Raw genomic sequence first — 15,599 nt, forward strand, 5'->3', positions numbered from 1 at the left:
TAAGATTAAAAATAAAGGTAATGCTGTTTATTAAATTTAGCTGCGCATCAGCTTAACCGTGATTTTACCGGAGGATGCGATCGCTTTTGTAGAACAACTGGCGATTGAAAAGTTTCACGGGATTGGCGAGGTGACGGCGGCGAAGATGCACTCACTGGGGATTCATACTGGCGCAGACTTGAAAGAGCGATCGCTTTTGGAGCTAACACACCACTTTGGTAAAGCAGGTCATTATTACTACAAGATTGCCAGAGCAGAAGATGACCGCCCAGTTGAAGCAAATCGAGTTCGTAAATCAGTTGGTGCAGAAACCTCGTTTGCACAGGACTTAAGCGATATCAGCCAGATGTTGCAGGAACTCGAACAGATTGCCCAGATAGTGGAGCAACGCTTAGAGCAGCACGAAACGCGTGGCCGCACATTAACATTGAAAGTTAAATTCTCTGACTATCAGCAGTTAACCCGCAGTAAAACAATGCTTGCTCCCATCAGTGAACTATCTACGATTTTCGAGATAGCTAAAGCGCTGTTTGAGTTGATTGATCTGGAGAATCGTAGTGTCAGATTGTTGGGGATTTCGTTGTCTAACCTGGATAATGCCAAACAAACCCAAGTAATTCAATTGCCACTATTTCAGAATGGGAACATCATATTTTAGGGTAGGTGTAGTCTGTTCAGACGCTGAGAACTCGGTTATTGTCAAAGAGCGAATCAACTCCCGAATCACATCAGTTGCAGGTCTACCTGTCATTGCACAATATCGTTCAAGTTTTTCGCTTTCAACTGATGCGAGATTTATTGTGATTCGTTTGATAGCCCATTTTTTGTTCATGACTTGCTCTATTGCTCAAATTTAATGAATTATTTAGACTCTAAATGCCTTGTGCAATACTTAACAAATATATAGATGTTAACCACAGCATACTTGCCGTAAAACTATTTTTAGCACATCCCTCTCCAGAGTATTTACTTGTAGTTCAAAACTTCACTAATAAATCATTTATATGAAATTTAGAATATTTAAAATGAGCTTGTATTTTTTGTAAATATTGTTAAGCAAAGCGCAATTGAAGTTAGCCGTGCAAGAGGCGTATAATTAATAAAGATTGCTGATTGAATTTAGTAAACCTTGCTTCATATAATTGCATCTAAGATTCATTTGCTCTTTACCCAAAAGTTAAACTAACTAAGTACTCTGGATATAGACTTTCATTCAATCGCTATATTTAACTCTATAACCTAACGAAACCTTAAGCAAGCTAGGAAATTTTCTAGCTTGCTTAAGGTTTAATAATTTTGATTCTTCACTATCTGTTATGCCAAATTATTAGTTAGATATCAAAACTGGCTCGACAATAAAGCTCAAAAGTCCGAATCAGTGCTAAACCAATAAAAAACTAGTAAATAATGTTTATTTTTGTTGTTTAGTAAGCGTTTCATGGCTTTTTTGAAGTTAATTTAGCATGATAGATATATTAATTCTTATTCAGTCAGAGCTTAATTTACTCACAGAAATTATCAACTCTCAACTCGCGCCACACATCAGACGGTTGCCACCCGGAGTTACCCACAGAGCGTAGGGGGCGATAGTGTTCAGAAATGTATTCGGATTCGGAAACGTAGTCTTCAATGGGAGCGGCGCGATTTGGTTCAATCACTGTTTCAGGAATATTTTGGCTTTCAGGCATCTCAATGGGGTCAGTAGGTGGTCGGGTTGGGGCTACTTCTGTTTTCTTGCGAACTGGATTAGAGGTTTTTTTGATGAGTCGTTTCATATCTATAGGAATCATTCGGCTTTCCACAAAGAACGGATATCCCAGAATACAGAAAGTTATTAGCGAATCAGAAACATTTTGCCGGAAGTTTGTCTCTTTCGGGATGATTGCTGTAGGCAAGATTTGCAGTACTTACACAGAGGTATAAATAGTTATCAAAGTATAAGCTGAATTTGGAAAAGATGATTATAGTAAATTTATATACTCTATTGATGTGAATAACTCGGTAGAGTATTTTTGTGAAAGTGCGCCTAACGTAAGCGATCGCCCAATTTAAATTCTGATTTTTTGTTTCTACCCCGATTTACTGAGCGGATACAATTAATTCTTCATCCAGAACTTCGTTCCACTCCTCATCCCAGGTTTGTTCGTTGTAGACCTTGGTGGCTTGAGCAATTTTCAGGCGATGAGCAACCGAAACACAATGTCTAGGTTGCCAAGCGATGTTCGGGTATTTACCTTGCAGATATCTCACAGCATCTTGACAATCATTAATTACTGGAATGTCTAAGTTTAGATACCTTCGCAACCCAATGCCTAAACGAATTGCCTCAATCTCATGGTTGTGAAAATAGTATTCTTCATCTTCAGGAGTGGAAATTAGTAGAACTCTGGCCCAAGAATGAATATTATAGACAGCTTTAGCTATAACTACATTGATATGTTGAGGCTTGTAGTTATCCAAAAACTTATCTACAGCAGCTTCATCTTCTAAATCGATATCTACACCCTGTGCCAATAGTAAATCAGAGATATCATCAAATCCTTCAATGAAAGATTCGTGCCAATCTTGAATGGTTTGGTTGCTAAAAAATTTAGCAGCATCATCAAATGATATTTTTTCCCAGCCTGCATCTGTAGTTATTTGCTGGCCAGTTTTAGGGATAAACAGATTCTCGTGCGCCAACCACGGTGGGACATTCTTTTGCTTTTTCTTGTGTTTACCCATTTAAGAAGAAATGCAAATATATAAGAAGTAGATGAAAAACCCCAACGTTCTCGTGAGGCTGGGGATACATTAGAAAACTCTTCCCCTATCATGACACAACTCAATACTGTCTTAACCACCTACAGTCTGGAGGTGGTAGCATGAACCAACCAACCTCCAAGCGCAAAAGACTCACCCCCACAACTCCCGATAAACCAAAGCCAGCCCTCAAACCAGCATAAGAGCCGGAAAATGCAAGCGCAGTCACGGTTGATGTAGAAGCGGTGGAAGTTCCAGAGATGACCGAGGAAGAACAGAGCGATCGCGTGAAGAAGGCAGAGGGCAGAGGGCAGAGGGCAGAAGGTTTGCAATCAGTGTAGGCTTCAGACCTACACTGATTGCATGACTCCAAATCAGAGATTTTGGAGTGGGGCTTCACCCCTTACTCCCTACGGTCGTGGCAGAGTGCAGGCTTCAGTTTTCCCTTCTGCCTTCTGCCTCCTGCCCTCTGCCTTTCTCGCTAAATCTGGAGCGAAAAGTGCAGAGCGCGTTTGTGGAAGCGGGGAAGGCACTAACCCAGTTACGCGATCGCAAATTATACCGTTCAACGCACAAAACATTTGAGGAATATTGCCGCGTTCGCCCTTGGCGTTGGCGCAGCCATCGCTTTGGATTCACACGTATGGCTGCGGCGCTGAAAATTGCATCTGTGAAGGTGATGGAAAATTTGTCAACCAATGGTTATATCCACCTAAATAAATACATAAAACAACAACAACAACGTTCTCTTAACAAAGGTTTTTACAACGTTGTGTAAAGAGTTTGCACAGGTATCCAACAATGTGTACAATGTTTATCCTCGCAGTACAAATTAGGACAGTATTTATTAATACATATAAATAAGGGAATAACGACAGAAGGAAAAGAAGTCTGGGTGGTACTTAACGAGGATTACTCCCCTATAATTTCAATCCATGATTATTTAATGGACTTTAGATTATTTACAACTCCAAAATCAGCGATGACTAGGAAAACGTTGTGTAAACTACACACAACGTCAAACGCTTGCCTGATAAACGTTGTGGACGTTGTGGTGTATATAACAATTTGTTTACAAAAAAGTGATGGTTCGAGGACTCGCCCAAATTCTCGCTATGCAAAGATATCCGGGGCTACCCACAAGCTAGGTGGCAAAACTGCTCGTCTTTTTAAACCGAAAATTAACCAGAAATTATCAAGAAGATATCTTGTTCCTATATTATGTTTATCACTAGATTTACATAAATTCTCTATAACTGTTGCTTATGAAAATTCGTAAAATTTTGATTGGATTGTCAATTAGCATACTTTCCACAGTCAGCATTTTGGATATCTGGAATATTGACAAGGTAAAGGCTGAATCTGTAATTGATACCAATTCTATTAATAATTGGAAGCCAGATGACAATCGCACCTGTCTGATTGTTGACACAGATGCGGCACTTGATGATCTACGAGCATTTGTGGTGCTTGTACCACATCGAGCAATTAAAGCCGTGGTGGTTACCGAAGGTATCTCTTCAGTAGAGCGAGGTACAACGGCAATCGCCCTTTACCTAGCTGCTGCCAATCCAACTGTGCCAATTCTTCAGGGGAATGCAACTACGCTGCCGCCAAATTACGACTGGCTGCCTGCGGTACGTGCTGCCAATGAGCGACTTAACGGCTTTCTTGCTTCTGCTGTACCCACAAAAGCATCGAAAACTAACATTGCAGACAGGGTGAGATATGCAACCAAAGACTGCAAGGAGATTGAAGTGCTTGCTCTAGGCCCGTGGACTTCTTTCGTCCAATATGCTCCACAGTTGGCTGGGCGGCTAAAACGGGTAATCGCCTCTGGGCGACCAATCCAAGAGACGACACCGGAAAATTTCAACTGTGAGTACGACATCGCCAGCTGCCGCCAGGCTTCTGAAATTCTATACAATGTACGAGAAGCAATCTGGATTGATCTGCCAACGGACTTAAGTGTAAATCCTTCTTATGCGCCAACTACTAAGATGATTAACGCGCTGCCAACGACCGGATTACCGGGTCTGTTACGCGCCTTATTGAATCTAGATCCGAGTCAATGGCTGACTACTCGAATGTGGGACGACAGTGCTGCACTATATATATTGTACCCAACTTCGTTTGTTGTGCGAGCAGCGCATCTGGAACCTATCATCAACGAAGTGAAGTTGCGTAACCTCTGGTTAGACGCAGTTAAATAAATGTTGAGATAAGCCCTTCGAGCAGCGAATTAGCTTGGAAAAATAAATTACGACTAGCTTACATTCAACTTTGGATAAATCTGAGAAACAATTATTTTTATTTAGCCAAAGTAATGACACAGCATTAACTATTGTTGAATCTGAGCGAATAATTGTGCAGCGAAACTAGGAGGCACAGAATATCCAATAATTGACCCGGCCGTTGCAGTCTCCTGCGGGAACTCGTACCAACTGGGAAACCCTTGCAACGCTACTGTCTGGGTGGACTTCAATGCCCAGAGTTTTGCGATCGCTGTATTCAAGCGCAAACAAAATTGACTTCACTGAAAGCGTGAGTTTGTCCCCGGTGTTGAATTTGATTTAGTTTGCGAAGTTGGGTTGTGAGGATTTCTTCTAGAACAATCTTAGAACGTTTTCCCCCACGTTTGGCTAGGGCTGACTGTGGTGTGAGATATTCATAGCCCATGTTTTGCAGAAGAGTAAGGGCTGGAAGTTGGGAGATGATATTTTCTAGCCAGTCACTTGGGGATAGGTTCATTGTCAGATTGTTTTAAATTTCTCTTGCTGTAATTAGAGCATAATCATAAATTTTTGGGCTGATTCTTGTTCCTTTACTCATTAAATCATCTAAAATATTCTTGACATTATCAATCAATCCTTGCTCTTTTGCTAAGATAATCACTCCAACTAAACCAATAATTGGCAAGCCTCTACTAATAGCAACTTTTCTCCCAGCTTTTTCATCAATTAAAAGTTGATCTGCTTTTAATTCTTCTGCCAAAATAATTGCCGAACATTCTCCTAAATCTAAGTCTGTTTCTAATTGTAGTTGTTCAATAAGTTGGTTATTACTTATAGAACGAACTTCTAGCCATAAGGCTGATTTTACAGCTAAAACTGCGGGATGATTCCCCGTTGTTAATTCTGCATAGACTTGTTGAGGAATTATTACTCTACCAAAAACAGCCTGAAGCAAGTCTAATCTACCAACTTTAGAAAGTTCACTTAATGGGGTTGTATCTGAGACAACAATCATAGATTATTGCCTTGTAATTTCACTTTTGCTTGATTAACTTCTTGCTGAAATTCGTCTAAAGTCATACTGTCGTCAAATAGAGATATTTCATGTTTAGACATTAAATCTATTACCTCTAGTCGAGGAATTCCTAGTAATTCACTAGCCTTACCACTGCTAATTTCTCCATGTTTAAGTAGAGTCATCACATAAGCTTCTTTGGCTTTATTTTCTGCTTCTTCTCTGATGGCATTATTAACAGAATGAACAGGAATGGTAAATTCTACTTTAGTCATAATTTCAGAATGTTTTCTTTGTAATGTTTCATTTTCAACAGGGGTGATATTATATAAAATATCATTTTTCTATCGGTTAAAGTCGAGTTCTTCGGCGATTCCAACTAAGGGGGATTGACGGAAAAACTCTACGAGTGTGGTGGGTTGTTCTGGGTGGGTGTTCTGTGTAGTCAGGCTGTAACTGTTGGTTATTTCCTCGATGGCGCTGACCTTCTCAATATTACTTGGGATAAGCATACAAACTGGAACGGCGTGAGAGAATTAGATAAAGCACGAAACGTACCGTCAGCCTTATTTTCCCAACTAAACCCAACCGTCCACCCCTCGCCCCAAAAAACACCCCACCCCCACCCTGACCTCACCGCCGCCGCCAACCCCAGCAGCAACCGCCCCCGATAGAACTCCTGCTGTAACCCCGACCAATCCCCCAAATCTTCACCATGCAGAGATACCCGGTAGTAGCCGCAAGCTAGGCGATCGCCGGAGGCGATCGCTCGCGCCATCACCATCGCACACAATTGCCCCTGTGTGGGTTATTCGAGGTGTTGAAGGTATATCGCAGGGTGGCAAATGTAAACCATTGGTTTACACACATCTGGCTGGGTTACATCGTGGGTGCTGTTGATGCTGGCGCTTAACTCTTGTACGACGGCAGTTTCAATATGTTTCGTTATTTCTGCATAAAACACAAAACAAAAGAAGAATATTATATACCAAACGAATTATGTATAAACCAAGAGACAAAGCTTTGAAGAAGAATTCAGAAGTCAGAATTCAGGAGTCAGAATGAATGAGTGGGGGATTCAGACCCACCACTTGATTCTTGCACCACTAAATCGGAGATTTAGTGGGGGAGCAAAAACGCCGTTTATTCATCCGCCACTCGCTTAACCTTCTTCTGAATTCTGGCTCCTGACTCCTGAATTCTGTTCGTTAAAAGTCCCCTATTTTATTTCGCTTTTCAAGTGCTGCCCTGAACTCCTTGCTCAGGGCAGTTTTTCTTATACAAGTGGCTCCTTTGAGTTTTGCACCCGTTGGCCGGCAGTGAGAGCTTACGCCAATGATCTGGTTGCCTAAAATATTTATATTAAAGAACTTTCAATTACGTAGCTTGCTGCTAGCAAGAGGCTAGGATTACGAATTACGGATTAGTATAAGTGGGTGTGTCAGAGTTTTGCCTTTACAGACAATATATGATTCTTGGAAACAGGGAGCAGAATAAAGCGTGATAAAAGCAGAAGTAGCATCTTACGGATGTTGGCGATCGCCCATAACAACAGACTTAATTACTGCAAGTACAATTGGGTTGGGACAAATTGCTCTCTGTGGCGAAGAGATTTACTGGAGTGAGCTACGACCGTCAGAGTCAGGTAGAAATGTCATAGTGCGGCGGGATGCAGATGGTAAAATCCAGTCCCTCACGCCTAGTGGCTTCAATGTGCGTACTCGTGTGCATGAATATGGTGGCAGTTCCTTTCTTGTGGTGAATGACACTGTTTACTTTTCCAACTTTATCGATCAACGCCTATATTGTCACCAGAGCGATCAAGAGCCGCAAGCCATCACCCCAAAAGCTGCCACACGCTATGCAGACGGGGTTTTTGATCGTCAAAACAACCGAATTATTTGTGTGTATGAAGATCACACAGATGTGACAAAGGAGGCGAGTAATAGTTTAGTCGGCGTGGAACTAGACGGAGATCATAAAATCCAACTATTAGTATCTGGAAATGACTTTTATGCTTCGCCTCGCCTTAGCCCAGATGGTTCACGTTTAGCTTGGCTGACTTGGAACCATCCTAATATGCCTTGGGATGGGACTGAACTATGGGTTGGGGAATTAAAGGCAGATGGTTCTTTGGGAAATACTCAAAAAATTGCTGGGGATTTAGATGAGTCTATTTTTCAGCCACAGTGGTCGCCAGATGGTAAGTTGTATTTTGTTTCTGACCGTACAGGTTGGTGGAATATATATCGTTGGCAAGATGAAAATGTAGAAGCGCTAACTCAAATGGAAGCAGAATTTGGTCAGCCGCAATGGAATTTTGGGATGTCCACTTATGCTTTTGGGTCTGCTAACCAGATTATTTGTACTTATACCCAGCAAGGCATTTGGTATTTAGCAAGCCTTGATACAATAACACGTCAGTTAGAACTAATAAATACGCCCTACACAGATATTAGCTCTCTCCACGCGACCTCTAACCAGGTGGTTTTTCGTGGAAGTTCGCCAACTCAATTAGCAGCAATTGTCCGTTTGGATCTGACAACTAAAGAGCTAGAAGTACTACGGTATTCTAGTGATGTAACTATTGATGCTGGTTATCTTTCTTTACCTGAAGCTATTGAGTACGAAACATCTGATGGCAAAACAGCATACGCCCTTTTCTACTCACCTCGAAACCGTGACTATACGGCTCCTGAGACTGAAAAACCGCCCTTGATTGTCAAAAGTCACGGTGGCCCCACCGCAGCAACTTCTAGTAGCCTCAATTTTAGCATTCAGTATTGGACTAGCCGAGGAATAGCGGTTTTGGATGTAAATTATGGTGGCAGTACAGGGTACGGGCGGGAGTATCGGCAACGGCTTTCTGGGAATTGGGGAATTGTAGATGTGGATGATTGTGTTTTCGGTGCGCGTTACTTAGTGTCACGGGGAGATGTAGACGGCGCTCGTCTAACCATTTCCGGCGGGAGTGCAGGTGGTTACACAACGCTTTGTGCGTTAACTTTCCGAGATACTTTTAAAGCAGGAGCCAGCTATTTTGGTGTCAGTGATTTGGAAGCTTTAGTTCGGGACACACATAAGTTTGAATCCCGGTACTTGGATGGTCTGGTTGGGCCTTATCCACAACAGCGTCAGATTTATCAACAGCGTTCGCCAATTAACTTTAGTGAGCGTCTAGCCTGCCCAATGATTTTTTTTCAGGGATTAGAAGATCGAGTAGTTCCGCCCAATCAAACTGAAGCAATGGTTACAGCCCTAAGAACAAAAGGTGTACCTGTGGCTTATGTTGCTTTTGAGGGTGAAGAACATGGTTTCCGCAAAGCCGCAAACATCAAGCGTTCTTTGTCAGCAGAACTTTACTTTTATTCACGAATTTTCAATTTTGAAATTGCCCAACCAGTTGAGCCTGTAGTCATTGAAAACTTTTAGCTAAATAGCTGTAATCAACTGCGGACACTAGAACAACGATTCAGTAATCGGAATCATGACGAAAAATCGAGTTTTGAGCAGGAGTCGAGCCAAAATGAAGTTTTGATTTTTTAAGCATTTGTCAGCTATCACGAAATCTGACCACTGTTTTGAATTGCTATGCTTGCAATCAGTATTGGGATATATGGATTTGAAAAGGAGGCTGCCGGAGCTTAATGGTAATTCGAGTTATCAGTTATAAAAGTGATAGCTCTAATCAGAGAATAGTCTTAAAAAAAACACTCTTCTGCTCATGATGAAAGAAGTTTTCATGCACAAACTAATTTATTAAAAATGGTGTACTTATGAGTAACAATCAACTATCCAACAGATATAACGACAATAGACTGTACACTAGATTAGTTACTACACTTAAGATTCTTCAGGTTGTCGGCTTTTTTATTGTAGTCATTTTTTTTCTGATAATATTTTCAATATTTGGCCGAGCTTTAAGTTTTGGTGGAGGTAATATATTTATTCTCTTGCCTTTTATTTATTTAATTATTCCCTGTATTATTATATATATATTCTGACAGCAGCTTTAATAGCAATCATTGACCTTTTAAGCCGTATAGAAAGGAATACAAGGTCTGAATAATAACTGATGAATAAAGCTTTTAGACCGACAAGGGGATTAGTGAATCGGTGTTCTAGTTGCCAAATGAAATTTTTGGTTGAGGGACTATGGGAAACATTCTGCATATTAATTCAAGTCCACGGGGCGATCGCTCCAAATCTCGCAAATTAGCCAAGGAGTTTATCGCTGCGTGGCAAGACCAACATCCTGATGATGTGATTACCTATCGTGATTTAAGGCAAACGCCAGTTCCTCACGTCACCGAAGATTGGATTGTGGCTTGTTTTACTCCACCAGAAGCACTGACTCCAAAAATGGTTGAACTGCTGAAGTTTTCCGATGAGTTAGTGGATGAGTTTTTGGCGGCCGATCGGTGTGTGTTCAGCGTGCCGATGTACAACTTCAGCATTCCGTCCAACTTTAAAGGATACATTGATCAAGTGATTCGTGTGGGTCGCACATTCACGGAGGAGGATGGTCAAGTCAAAGGACTTGCAAACGGTAAAAAAGTGTTATTCATCACATCACGAGGCGTTGAATATGGAGCAGGTTCTCCTTATGAAGGATGGGATTGTCAGGAACCTGCGCTGCGGTATGCTTTTCAATTCATGGGTGTGACTGATATTGAGTTCATTCATGCCAATGGTTTAGATATGGGAGACGAGGCACGGAAACGAGCGTTAGACAAAGCACAATCTGAAATTCAAGAATTAGTTAATAGTTGGTAGCGCCAGCCAGCTAACAAGTCGATGAAGCAGACGGGCGAGATATCTTGGCGGTGATGTTGAACTTATCTGCCGCCGCTTATATTGGTCGCTTCTCGCCGCCCCCGCCTCATCCCTGCTTAAGTAACAATCGCGCCTCCACAGCTTACGATTGCTCCTTGGGGTAATGGTGCATTTATGTTTGCTTGACCAAATTTTGATAACCATTGGTTAACACGCATTCAGCCAAGGGTGTTGTATTAGGCTTGGTTTATTGCGTCTAATCCTTGTATAGTGCAGCTTTAAAAGTTTTTCGGTCTTTTTGCGTAAATTACAAAACTCTAGCTGAAGAATATTACATATCAAACGAATTATATGTAAAGCGGGGGGCAACAGTTTAAAACTCCCATATTTAACTTTTTTACAAGCGCTGCTCTGGACTCCTTGCCCCAGGGCAGTTTTTTTATAGCTAGACAAAATACAGTTTGTACCCACTGCCAACAATCGAATCACACGTGCAGTGCGTTATTTACTCGCTGTAACTGTCAGATTGCATCATAATCCGTAAAAGCGTTAACCTCTGTTGTAGCAAGCATAAACCCTGATCACCAGTAAAAGTCCTAGCACAGGCATTTAAGCAATGGCAAAGATTCAGCAGACTTGGCAACGTAGGCTGCGCTTTTATCCTTAAAGGTTGTTTGAAAAGGGTCGGCTTGAGCCTCAAGTGAGACTCAGAGGCGCGATCTCAAATCCCAAAATTCCGATTCTCTCGTGGCAGTTTCTCGGTAGCCAGGGTAGTCAAACACACATTTGAAGATTTTTCAAATATCCTCCAATGCACAAACTAATTTATTAAAAATGGTGTACTCCCAACTTCCAGCTATCCATTGATAACTCAGATGTAACACAATTTCTGCATTATTTTGTAACCAAAATTTACTGTTTCCTTTCAAGATTTTTGTTAAATTGCGTTGAAATTACTAGTAATTTTGATTTTTTTGTTTAGAATTATTTCCTATAAGTTTTTGTCTTTCCTTATTTAATATTTTATTATGGAATTAGTATTGGTGAAGCTAGGAGGTTCCTTAATTACTGACAAGGATAAACCTTATACTGCTCGAAGAGAAGTTATAACACAACTGGTTGAGCAAGTGAGCCTAATCAAACATGAAAATCCTAATCTGAAACTGATTATTGGTAACGGTGCTGGTTCTTTTGCCCACCAATCAGCGAATAAATATAATACAATTAATGGTTTTTCAGGTGATGAAGAAAAACTAGGATTCTGCTTAGTTCACCAAGATGCTTTAGATTTAAATTTTCTACTAACCAAAAAATTTTTACAGGCAGGGTTGCCAGTAGTAAGTTTGCCACCTATTACTATGATAACCACTCATAACAAAAAACTATTGAAGATTGACTTTAGTGTGATAGAAAGTAGTCTAAAAGCAGGTTTGATTCCTTTAGTTTTCGGTGATGTAGTTCTAGATCAAGCTATTGGTGGTACTGTCTTTTCGACAGATGCAATGCTTGTAGAACTAGCGAAATACTTCTATCTTCAAGGTAAATTTAAAGTTAGACTAATAAATGCTGGGAATTATGCAGGTGTATATGACCAAGATGGGCAAGTAGTTTCCAATATTACTCAAGCTAACTATTCTCAGATTAAACCTTTCTTGGGCAAGAGCAAATCAGTAGATGTTACTGGCGGGATGGCGAAGAAAGTTGAGGAGTTTTTGACTATTTCTAGTTTAGGGATTGACTGCTGGATAATTGATGGGAATATCCCAGGGAATTTAGCCTCTTCAGTTTTAGGTACGCCAACTCTAGGCACTTTAATTAGGGCATTTTAACTAAAATGATTTCAAAACTGTTGGTAGTTAATCCGAATTACTTACCTTTAATCTTTTTGAGATAACTCATTGAGAAAGGCAGAGGGCAATTCTTGCTGAAGGCAGCTATAAATCTATCCCATGAATAAAATTCTGCGAACCCATATGTGAACTGTCGCTAAGGAAAGAAAACCATTAAAGCAGGCAGAAACTGGCTCCCACCGCACAACCTCTGTGCTTCTTCTTTTCTGTCCCCTGCTTGTTGGTTGTCCTCTTCCTTACCTGTACCAACATATTTTAAGTGAGTTGCTCTTGGTTTGTCATAAAAATGCTCCTGATAATTGTTTCTGTATGTGAGTAAATAACTGCGCGGCGAAACTGGGTGGTACAGAATAGCCGATAATTGACCCCGCCGTAGCAGTCTCGTCGGGGAATTCGTACCAACCGGGAAACCCTTGCAAGATTGCAGCCCCTTCAATAGACAAAGATTTAACTATCCCATCCGGCAACCAGATATCAGTGAACTTACTACGGTTGCAACCTTTGTGATCTGTGAAATGCGATCGCAGTATCGTATTAGCGGGGTGCGACCCTGGCTTGTACTTGGGTAACTTGCGCCCCCCAACTCTTTCAATCAACAGTGGTGTTGGCGCATTCCCGGCTAAAAATTTCTCCAAAGCTTGTTGCTGTTTAGGTAGCAGCTGTGAATCAGGCATTGTGGGAATGAGATGGGCTATCGCCTCGTACCAACCACAAGGTTTAGCTCCCGAAGGTAAGGCAACCCGAAACCCCCTACTTGCAATCAGGACTAACCGCCGCCGCGCCTGGGGTAGTCCGAATTTGTCCATGTTGACCACGCTGTAATCAACCGAGTACCCCTCTTGTTCTAAAGCTGACAGAATAATACTGAAACTCTGACTGTTCTGATAGCGCGGCACATTCTCCAGCGTAAACACCCGTGGCTGTAACTGTCGGATGGCTTCTGCTACAGCGATCGCAGCTGTCAGATCGTCAGCCGTTTCAAGCGCAATACCAGCTTTTGCAGTGTGGGCTTGGCTGAAGTTGGCGCACACCGGGGAGGCATGGAGGTAATTGGGGCGGCGGGGAAAACCTATGAATCCTGACTGTGCTACTTCTTGAACTGTTAGCTGGATTATTCTACAGCCGTATTCGCTAAAGTTATGATGATGGGTTTTGGCGATCGCCCTGCTCAAGTCTGGTTTGCTTGGGTCAAATTCTACTGCAATGACTGGGCGAATACCAGCTTGAACCATGCCAGCTTCAATCCCGCCGCCACCCGCGAAAAGTACTACAGCGATCGGGGCATCATCTGGCAGAACTGGTTTTTTATCTGTGTTATCAAAATTTTTGCAGACATCTGATTTTGGTGATGGCTTTTTGGTTTTCGCTTTTTTGATAAAGGCGATAATATCTTCCCTAATTGCCCCCTGCTGTTGTAGTGTCCGAATCATGTGGACAGCGCCAGGGGGAATTGAGCCTATACTTTTACCCTTCCAAACGCCGTCGTGTTTTTCCTTCCAGTTATATCCCCACCTCCAACAAAAGGGGTCATTTGGATCACGCTCACCAACTACACGGGGATAAAAAACATTTGACCCATCGAGTAGCTTTTTAGTTTCGAGGTACGGATAGAGGCATCCTTGACTATGAGGCTGTGGGGCTTTAAGGTCGTTCTCTAAGAATTTTTCGGGTATTGCAGATAACTCAGCTATTACTGTTTTAGTCATGCAGCCACCTCCATGACCAAATCATCGGGTACTTCAAATATCCCCAATCGCCCAATGTAAGGAATCGGTATAATCTCTCGCGGATTCTCCAGCTTCCAGTGGTACTGAAGAGGCATCCCCCAACCAGACGCAACTTGTGAGAATCGGCAGTCAACTATTGTGACTATACCGATGACTTGACCGCGACGTAAAGAAATTAACTCTGGGATTACTACCCCCATCCCTTGGCAAAATTCTCTCGCTAACTGGTACTCTTTTTTGGTACAGGTTTTTGCAGCGTGAATCAGAATGTCGCCGCGATAATGAATGGGCCAGCCACGGTTTTCTATATCCTTTAGAGCATAAATTATTGCCCATGCCCAAGGTTGTCTGACTGAAAGTGCTTTCATGTACCACCTTCTAAAAATTCAGTAATTGAATGTATGCGTCTAATGCCGCGATCGCTGGATGTGGCTGTATTTGCGACTTCAGCCCATTGCAGATTGTGGCGATAGTTCCAAGCTCTATGAAAGTGAAATGAATATTGGACTGACGGTTAGAACAGCAATGTAAAACTGTTAGAAGAACAAAATTCAACTGTCTGAGAATTACATCTTCAGCTACATGAAGTCGCCAAGTAAGGTTTTTGGAAGTAACCGAACGCCAGGGGTTATCGAAAGAACATTTTTCAACTTGGGGCAGCACTTTTACCTTAAACCTGTAATCCCGGTCAGTGGTAGAGCATTCATCAGGGGCAAGAGCCGCCCATTGTTGTAAAAGCTGTTGGTAAGTTTCAATCATTCTCAGTTCCCGCGTAAAAGACAATGTTTATCCTCCAGTAGAGCCTTAAAAACTACGACCACGAGATAAATTCTTGAATCTGGTGAACTGATGGTCAAACAAAAGCTTGACTGTACCAGTGGGGCCATTGCGTTGCTTGCGAACAACTAACTCAGCAATGCCACGATCTGGGGTATCGGGGTTATACATTTCTTCGCGGTAAAGCATGATCACAACATCACTGTCTTGCTCAACAGCACCACTGTCTTTTAAATCACTTAGTACAGGGCGTTTATCGTTACGGTGTTCAACTTCGCGGTTGAGTTGGGACAAAGCCAGTACAGGCACATCCAAATCTTTGGCTAATCTTTTTAATCCCCGGCTGATTTCACCGACTCGTTGAGCCATGTTCACCCGTGAATCAGTATCAAGAGCCATAAGTTGTAAGTAGTCAATGATCACCTGACTTTTCCCGTTAAGTCTCTTTTGCAAGCTGCCAACCTTCACAAAGGTCATG

19 protein-coding genes are annotated in these 15,599 nt (G+C 41.9%); 6 read left to right on the forward strand and 13 right to left on the reverse strand.

All coding sequences use genetic code 11. The features are described 5' to 3' along the window. The first annotated feature begins 58 nt into the window (after positions 1-58). On the forward strand, positions 59-658 hold the full coding sequence (locus tag ACM0OX_RS32360) for a hypothetical protein (protein ID WP_414519056.1): 600 nt from the start codon (positions 59-61) through the stop codon (positions 656-658). Here ACM0OX_RS32360 and ACM0OX_RS32365 read toward each other — a convergent pair. The 3 genes from ACM0OX_RS32365 to ACM0OX_RS32375 all read right to left on the reverse strand — a co-directional run bounded on the left by ACM0OX_RS32365 (position 629) and on the right by ACM0OX_RS32375 (position 2,724). Next, complete coding sequence (locus ACM0OX_RS32365; protein ID WP_414519057.1) at positions 629-832, reverse strand: CopG family transcriptional regulator; 204 nt, start codon at positions 830-832, stop codon at positions 629-631. The two genes, ACM0OX_RS32360 and ACM0OX_RS32365, sit on opposite strands and share 30 nt — an antisense overlap. 670 nt (positions 833-1,502) lie before the next feature. Next, positions 1,503-1,895, reverse strand: coding sequence for a hypothetical protein (locus ACM0OX_RS32370; RefSeq protein ID WP_414519058.1), 393 nt, complete (start codon positions 1,893-1,895; stop codon positions 1,503-1,505). A gap of 184 nt (positions 1,896-2,079) precedes the next feature. Further along, positions 2,080-2,724: a hypothetical protein gene (locus ACM0OX_RS32375; protein ID WP_414519059.1), complete on the reverse strand. Its 645-nt coding sequence runs from the start codon at positions 2,722-2,724 to the stop codon at positions 2,080-2,082. Between the two features lie 517 nt (positions 2,725-3,241). On the opposite strand from ACM0OX_RS32375, the gene ACM0OX_RS32380 reads away from it, so the two are divergent. Further along, positions 3,242-3,520, forward strand: a complete 279-nt coding sequence (locus tag ACM0OX_RS32380; protein ID WP_414519060.1) for a hypothetical protein — start codon at positions 3,242-3,244, stop codon at positions 3,518-3,520. Between the two features lie 487 nt (positions 3,521-4,007). Then, positions 4,008-4,955, forward strand: a complete 948-nt coding sequence (locus tag ACM0OX_RS32385) for a nucleoside hydrolase (protein ID WP_414519061.1) — start codon at positions 4,008-4,010, stop codon at positions 4,953-4,955. 128 nt (positions 4,956-5,083) lie between these two features. On the opposite strand, the gene ACM0OX_RS32390 is transcribed toward ACM0OX_RS32385, so the two are convergent. From ACM0OX_RS32390 to ACM0OX_RS32410, 5 genes are all read right to left on the reverse strand, one after another. Then, positions 5,084-5,263: a DNA cytosine methyltransferase gene (locus tag ACM0OX_RS32390; protein ID WP_414519062.1), complete on the reverse strand. Its 180-nt coding sequence runs from the start codon at positions 5,261-5,263 to the stop codon at positions 5,084-5,086. Beyond that, a complete protein-coding gene (locus ACM0OX_RS32395) occupies positions 5,254-5,493 on the reverse strand; it encodes a hypothetical protein (RefSeq protein WP_109013123.1) in 240 nt (79 codons plus the stop codon). Before ACM0OX_RS32395 ends, ACM0OX_RS32390 begins: the two co-directional genes overlap by 10 nt. 12 nt (positions 5,494-5,505) lie before the next feature. Continuing rightward, entirely contained in the window at positions 5,506-5,991 is a 486-nt protein-coding gene (locus tag ACM0OX_RS32400) for a DUF3368 domain-containing protein (protein WP_414518192.1), read from the reverse strand. After that, positions 5,988-6,266, reverse strand: a complete 279-nt coding sequence (locus tag ACM0OX_RS32405; protein WP_414519063.1) for a UPF0175 family protein — start codon at positions 6,264-6,266, stop codon at positions 5,988-5,990. Before ACM0OX_RS32405 ends, ACM0OX_RS32400 begins: the two co-directional genes overlap by 4 nt. Before the next feature lie 188 nt (positions 6,267-6,454). Next, positions 6,455-6,775 carry a hypothetical protein gene (locus tag ACM0OX_RS32410; RefSeq protein WP_414519064.1) on the reverse strand — a complete coding sequence of 107 codons (321 nt, stop codon included), beginning with the start codon at positions 6,773-6,775 and terminating at the stop codon, positions 6,455-6,457. A 716-nt stretch (positions 6,776-7,491) separates the two neighbouring features. Here ACM0OX_RS32410 and ACM0OX_RS32415 point away from each other — a divergent pair. Together ACM0OX_RS32415 and ACM0OX_RS32420 are read left to right on the forward strand one after the other, a co-directional pair. Beyond that, a complete protein-coding gene (locus ACM0OX_RS32415) occupies positions 7,492-9,423 on the forward strand; it encodes a S9 family peptidase (protein WP_414519065.1) in 1,932 nt (643 codons plus the stop codon). Between the two features lie 723 nt (positions 9,424-10,146). Next, positions 10,147-10,767 (forward strand): FMN-dependent NADH-azoreductase, encoded by a 621-nt coding sequence (locus tag ACM0OX_RS32420; RefSeq protein ID WP_414519066.1) that lies wholly within the window; start codon positions 10,147-10,149, stop codon positions 10,765-10,767. Here ACM0OX_RS32420 and ACM0OX_RS32425 read toward each other — a convergent pair. Further along, positions 10,750-10,971 (reverse strand): hypothetical protein, encoded by a 222-nt coding sequence (locus ACM0OX_RS32425; protein ID WP_414519067.1) that lies wholly within the window; start codon positions 10,969-10,971, stop codon positions 10,750-10,752. The genes ACM0OX_RS32420 and ACM0OX_RS32425 overlap by 18 nt on opposite strands. 824 nt (positions 10,972-11,795) lie before the next feature. Between ACM0OX_RS32425 and ACM0OX_RS32430 the strand changes: the two genes are divergently transcribed. Continuing rightward, complete coding sequence (locus ACM0OX_RS32430) at positions 11,796-12,596, forward strand: isopentenyl phosphate kinase (RefSeq protein ID WP_414519068.1); 801 nt, start codon at positions 11,796-11,798, stop codon at positions 12,594-12,596. Between the two features lie 299 nt (positions 12,597-12,895). Here ACM0OX_RS32430 and ACM0OX_RS32435 read toward each other — a convergent pair whose 3' ends face one another. The 4 genes from ACM0OX_RS32435 to ACM0OX_RS32450 form a co-directional block, all read right to left on the reverse strand. Continuing rightward, on the reverse strand, positions 12,896-14,323 hold the full coding sequence (locus tag ACM0OX_RS32435; protein ID WP_414519069.1) for a DNA cytosine methyltransferase: 1,428 nt from the start codon (positions 14,321-14,323) through the stop codon (positions 12,896-12,898). Then, positions 14,320-14,712, reverse strand: a complete 393-nt coding sequence (locus ACM0OX_RS32440) for an ASCH domain-containing protein (protein WP_414519070.1) — start codon at positions 14,710-14,712, stop codon at positions 14,320-14,322. The genes ACM0OX_RS32435 and ACM0OX_RS32440 overlap by 4 nt, the downstream gene beginning before the upstream one ends. A gap of 10 nt (positions 14,713-14,722) precedes the next feature. Beyond that, the gene (locus ACM0OX_RS32445) at positions 14,723-15,103 is read right to left on the reverse strand and encodes a hypothetical protein (protein ID WP_414519071.1); all 381 of its coding nucleotides are present in this window, start codon (positions 15,101-15,103) and stop codon (positions 14,723-14,725) included. Between the two features lie 45 nt (positions 15,104-15,148). Beyond that, the coding region (locus ACM0OX_RS32450) for a replicative DNA helicase (protein WP_414519072.1) at positions 15,149-15,599 on the reverse strand (451 nt) is incomplete at its 5' end.

This window comes from Nostoc sp. PCC 9305, assembly GCF_963920915.1.
Lineage (GTDB): Bacteria > Cyanobacteriota > Cyanobacteriia > Cyanobacteriales > Nostocaceae > Nostoc.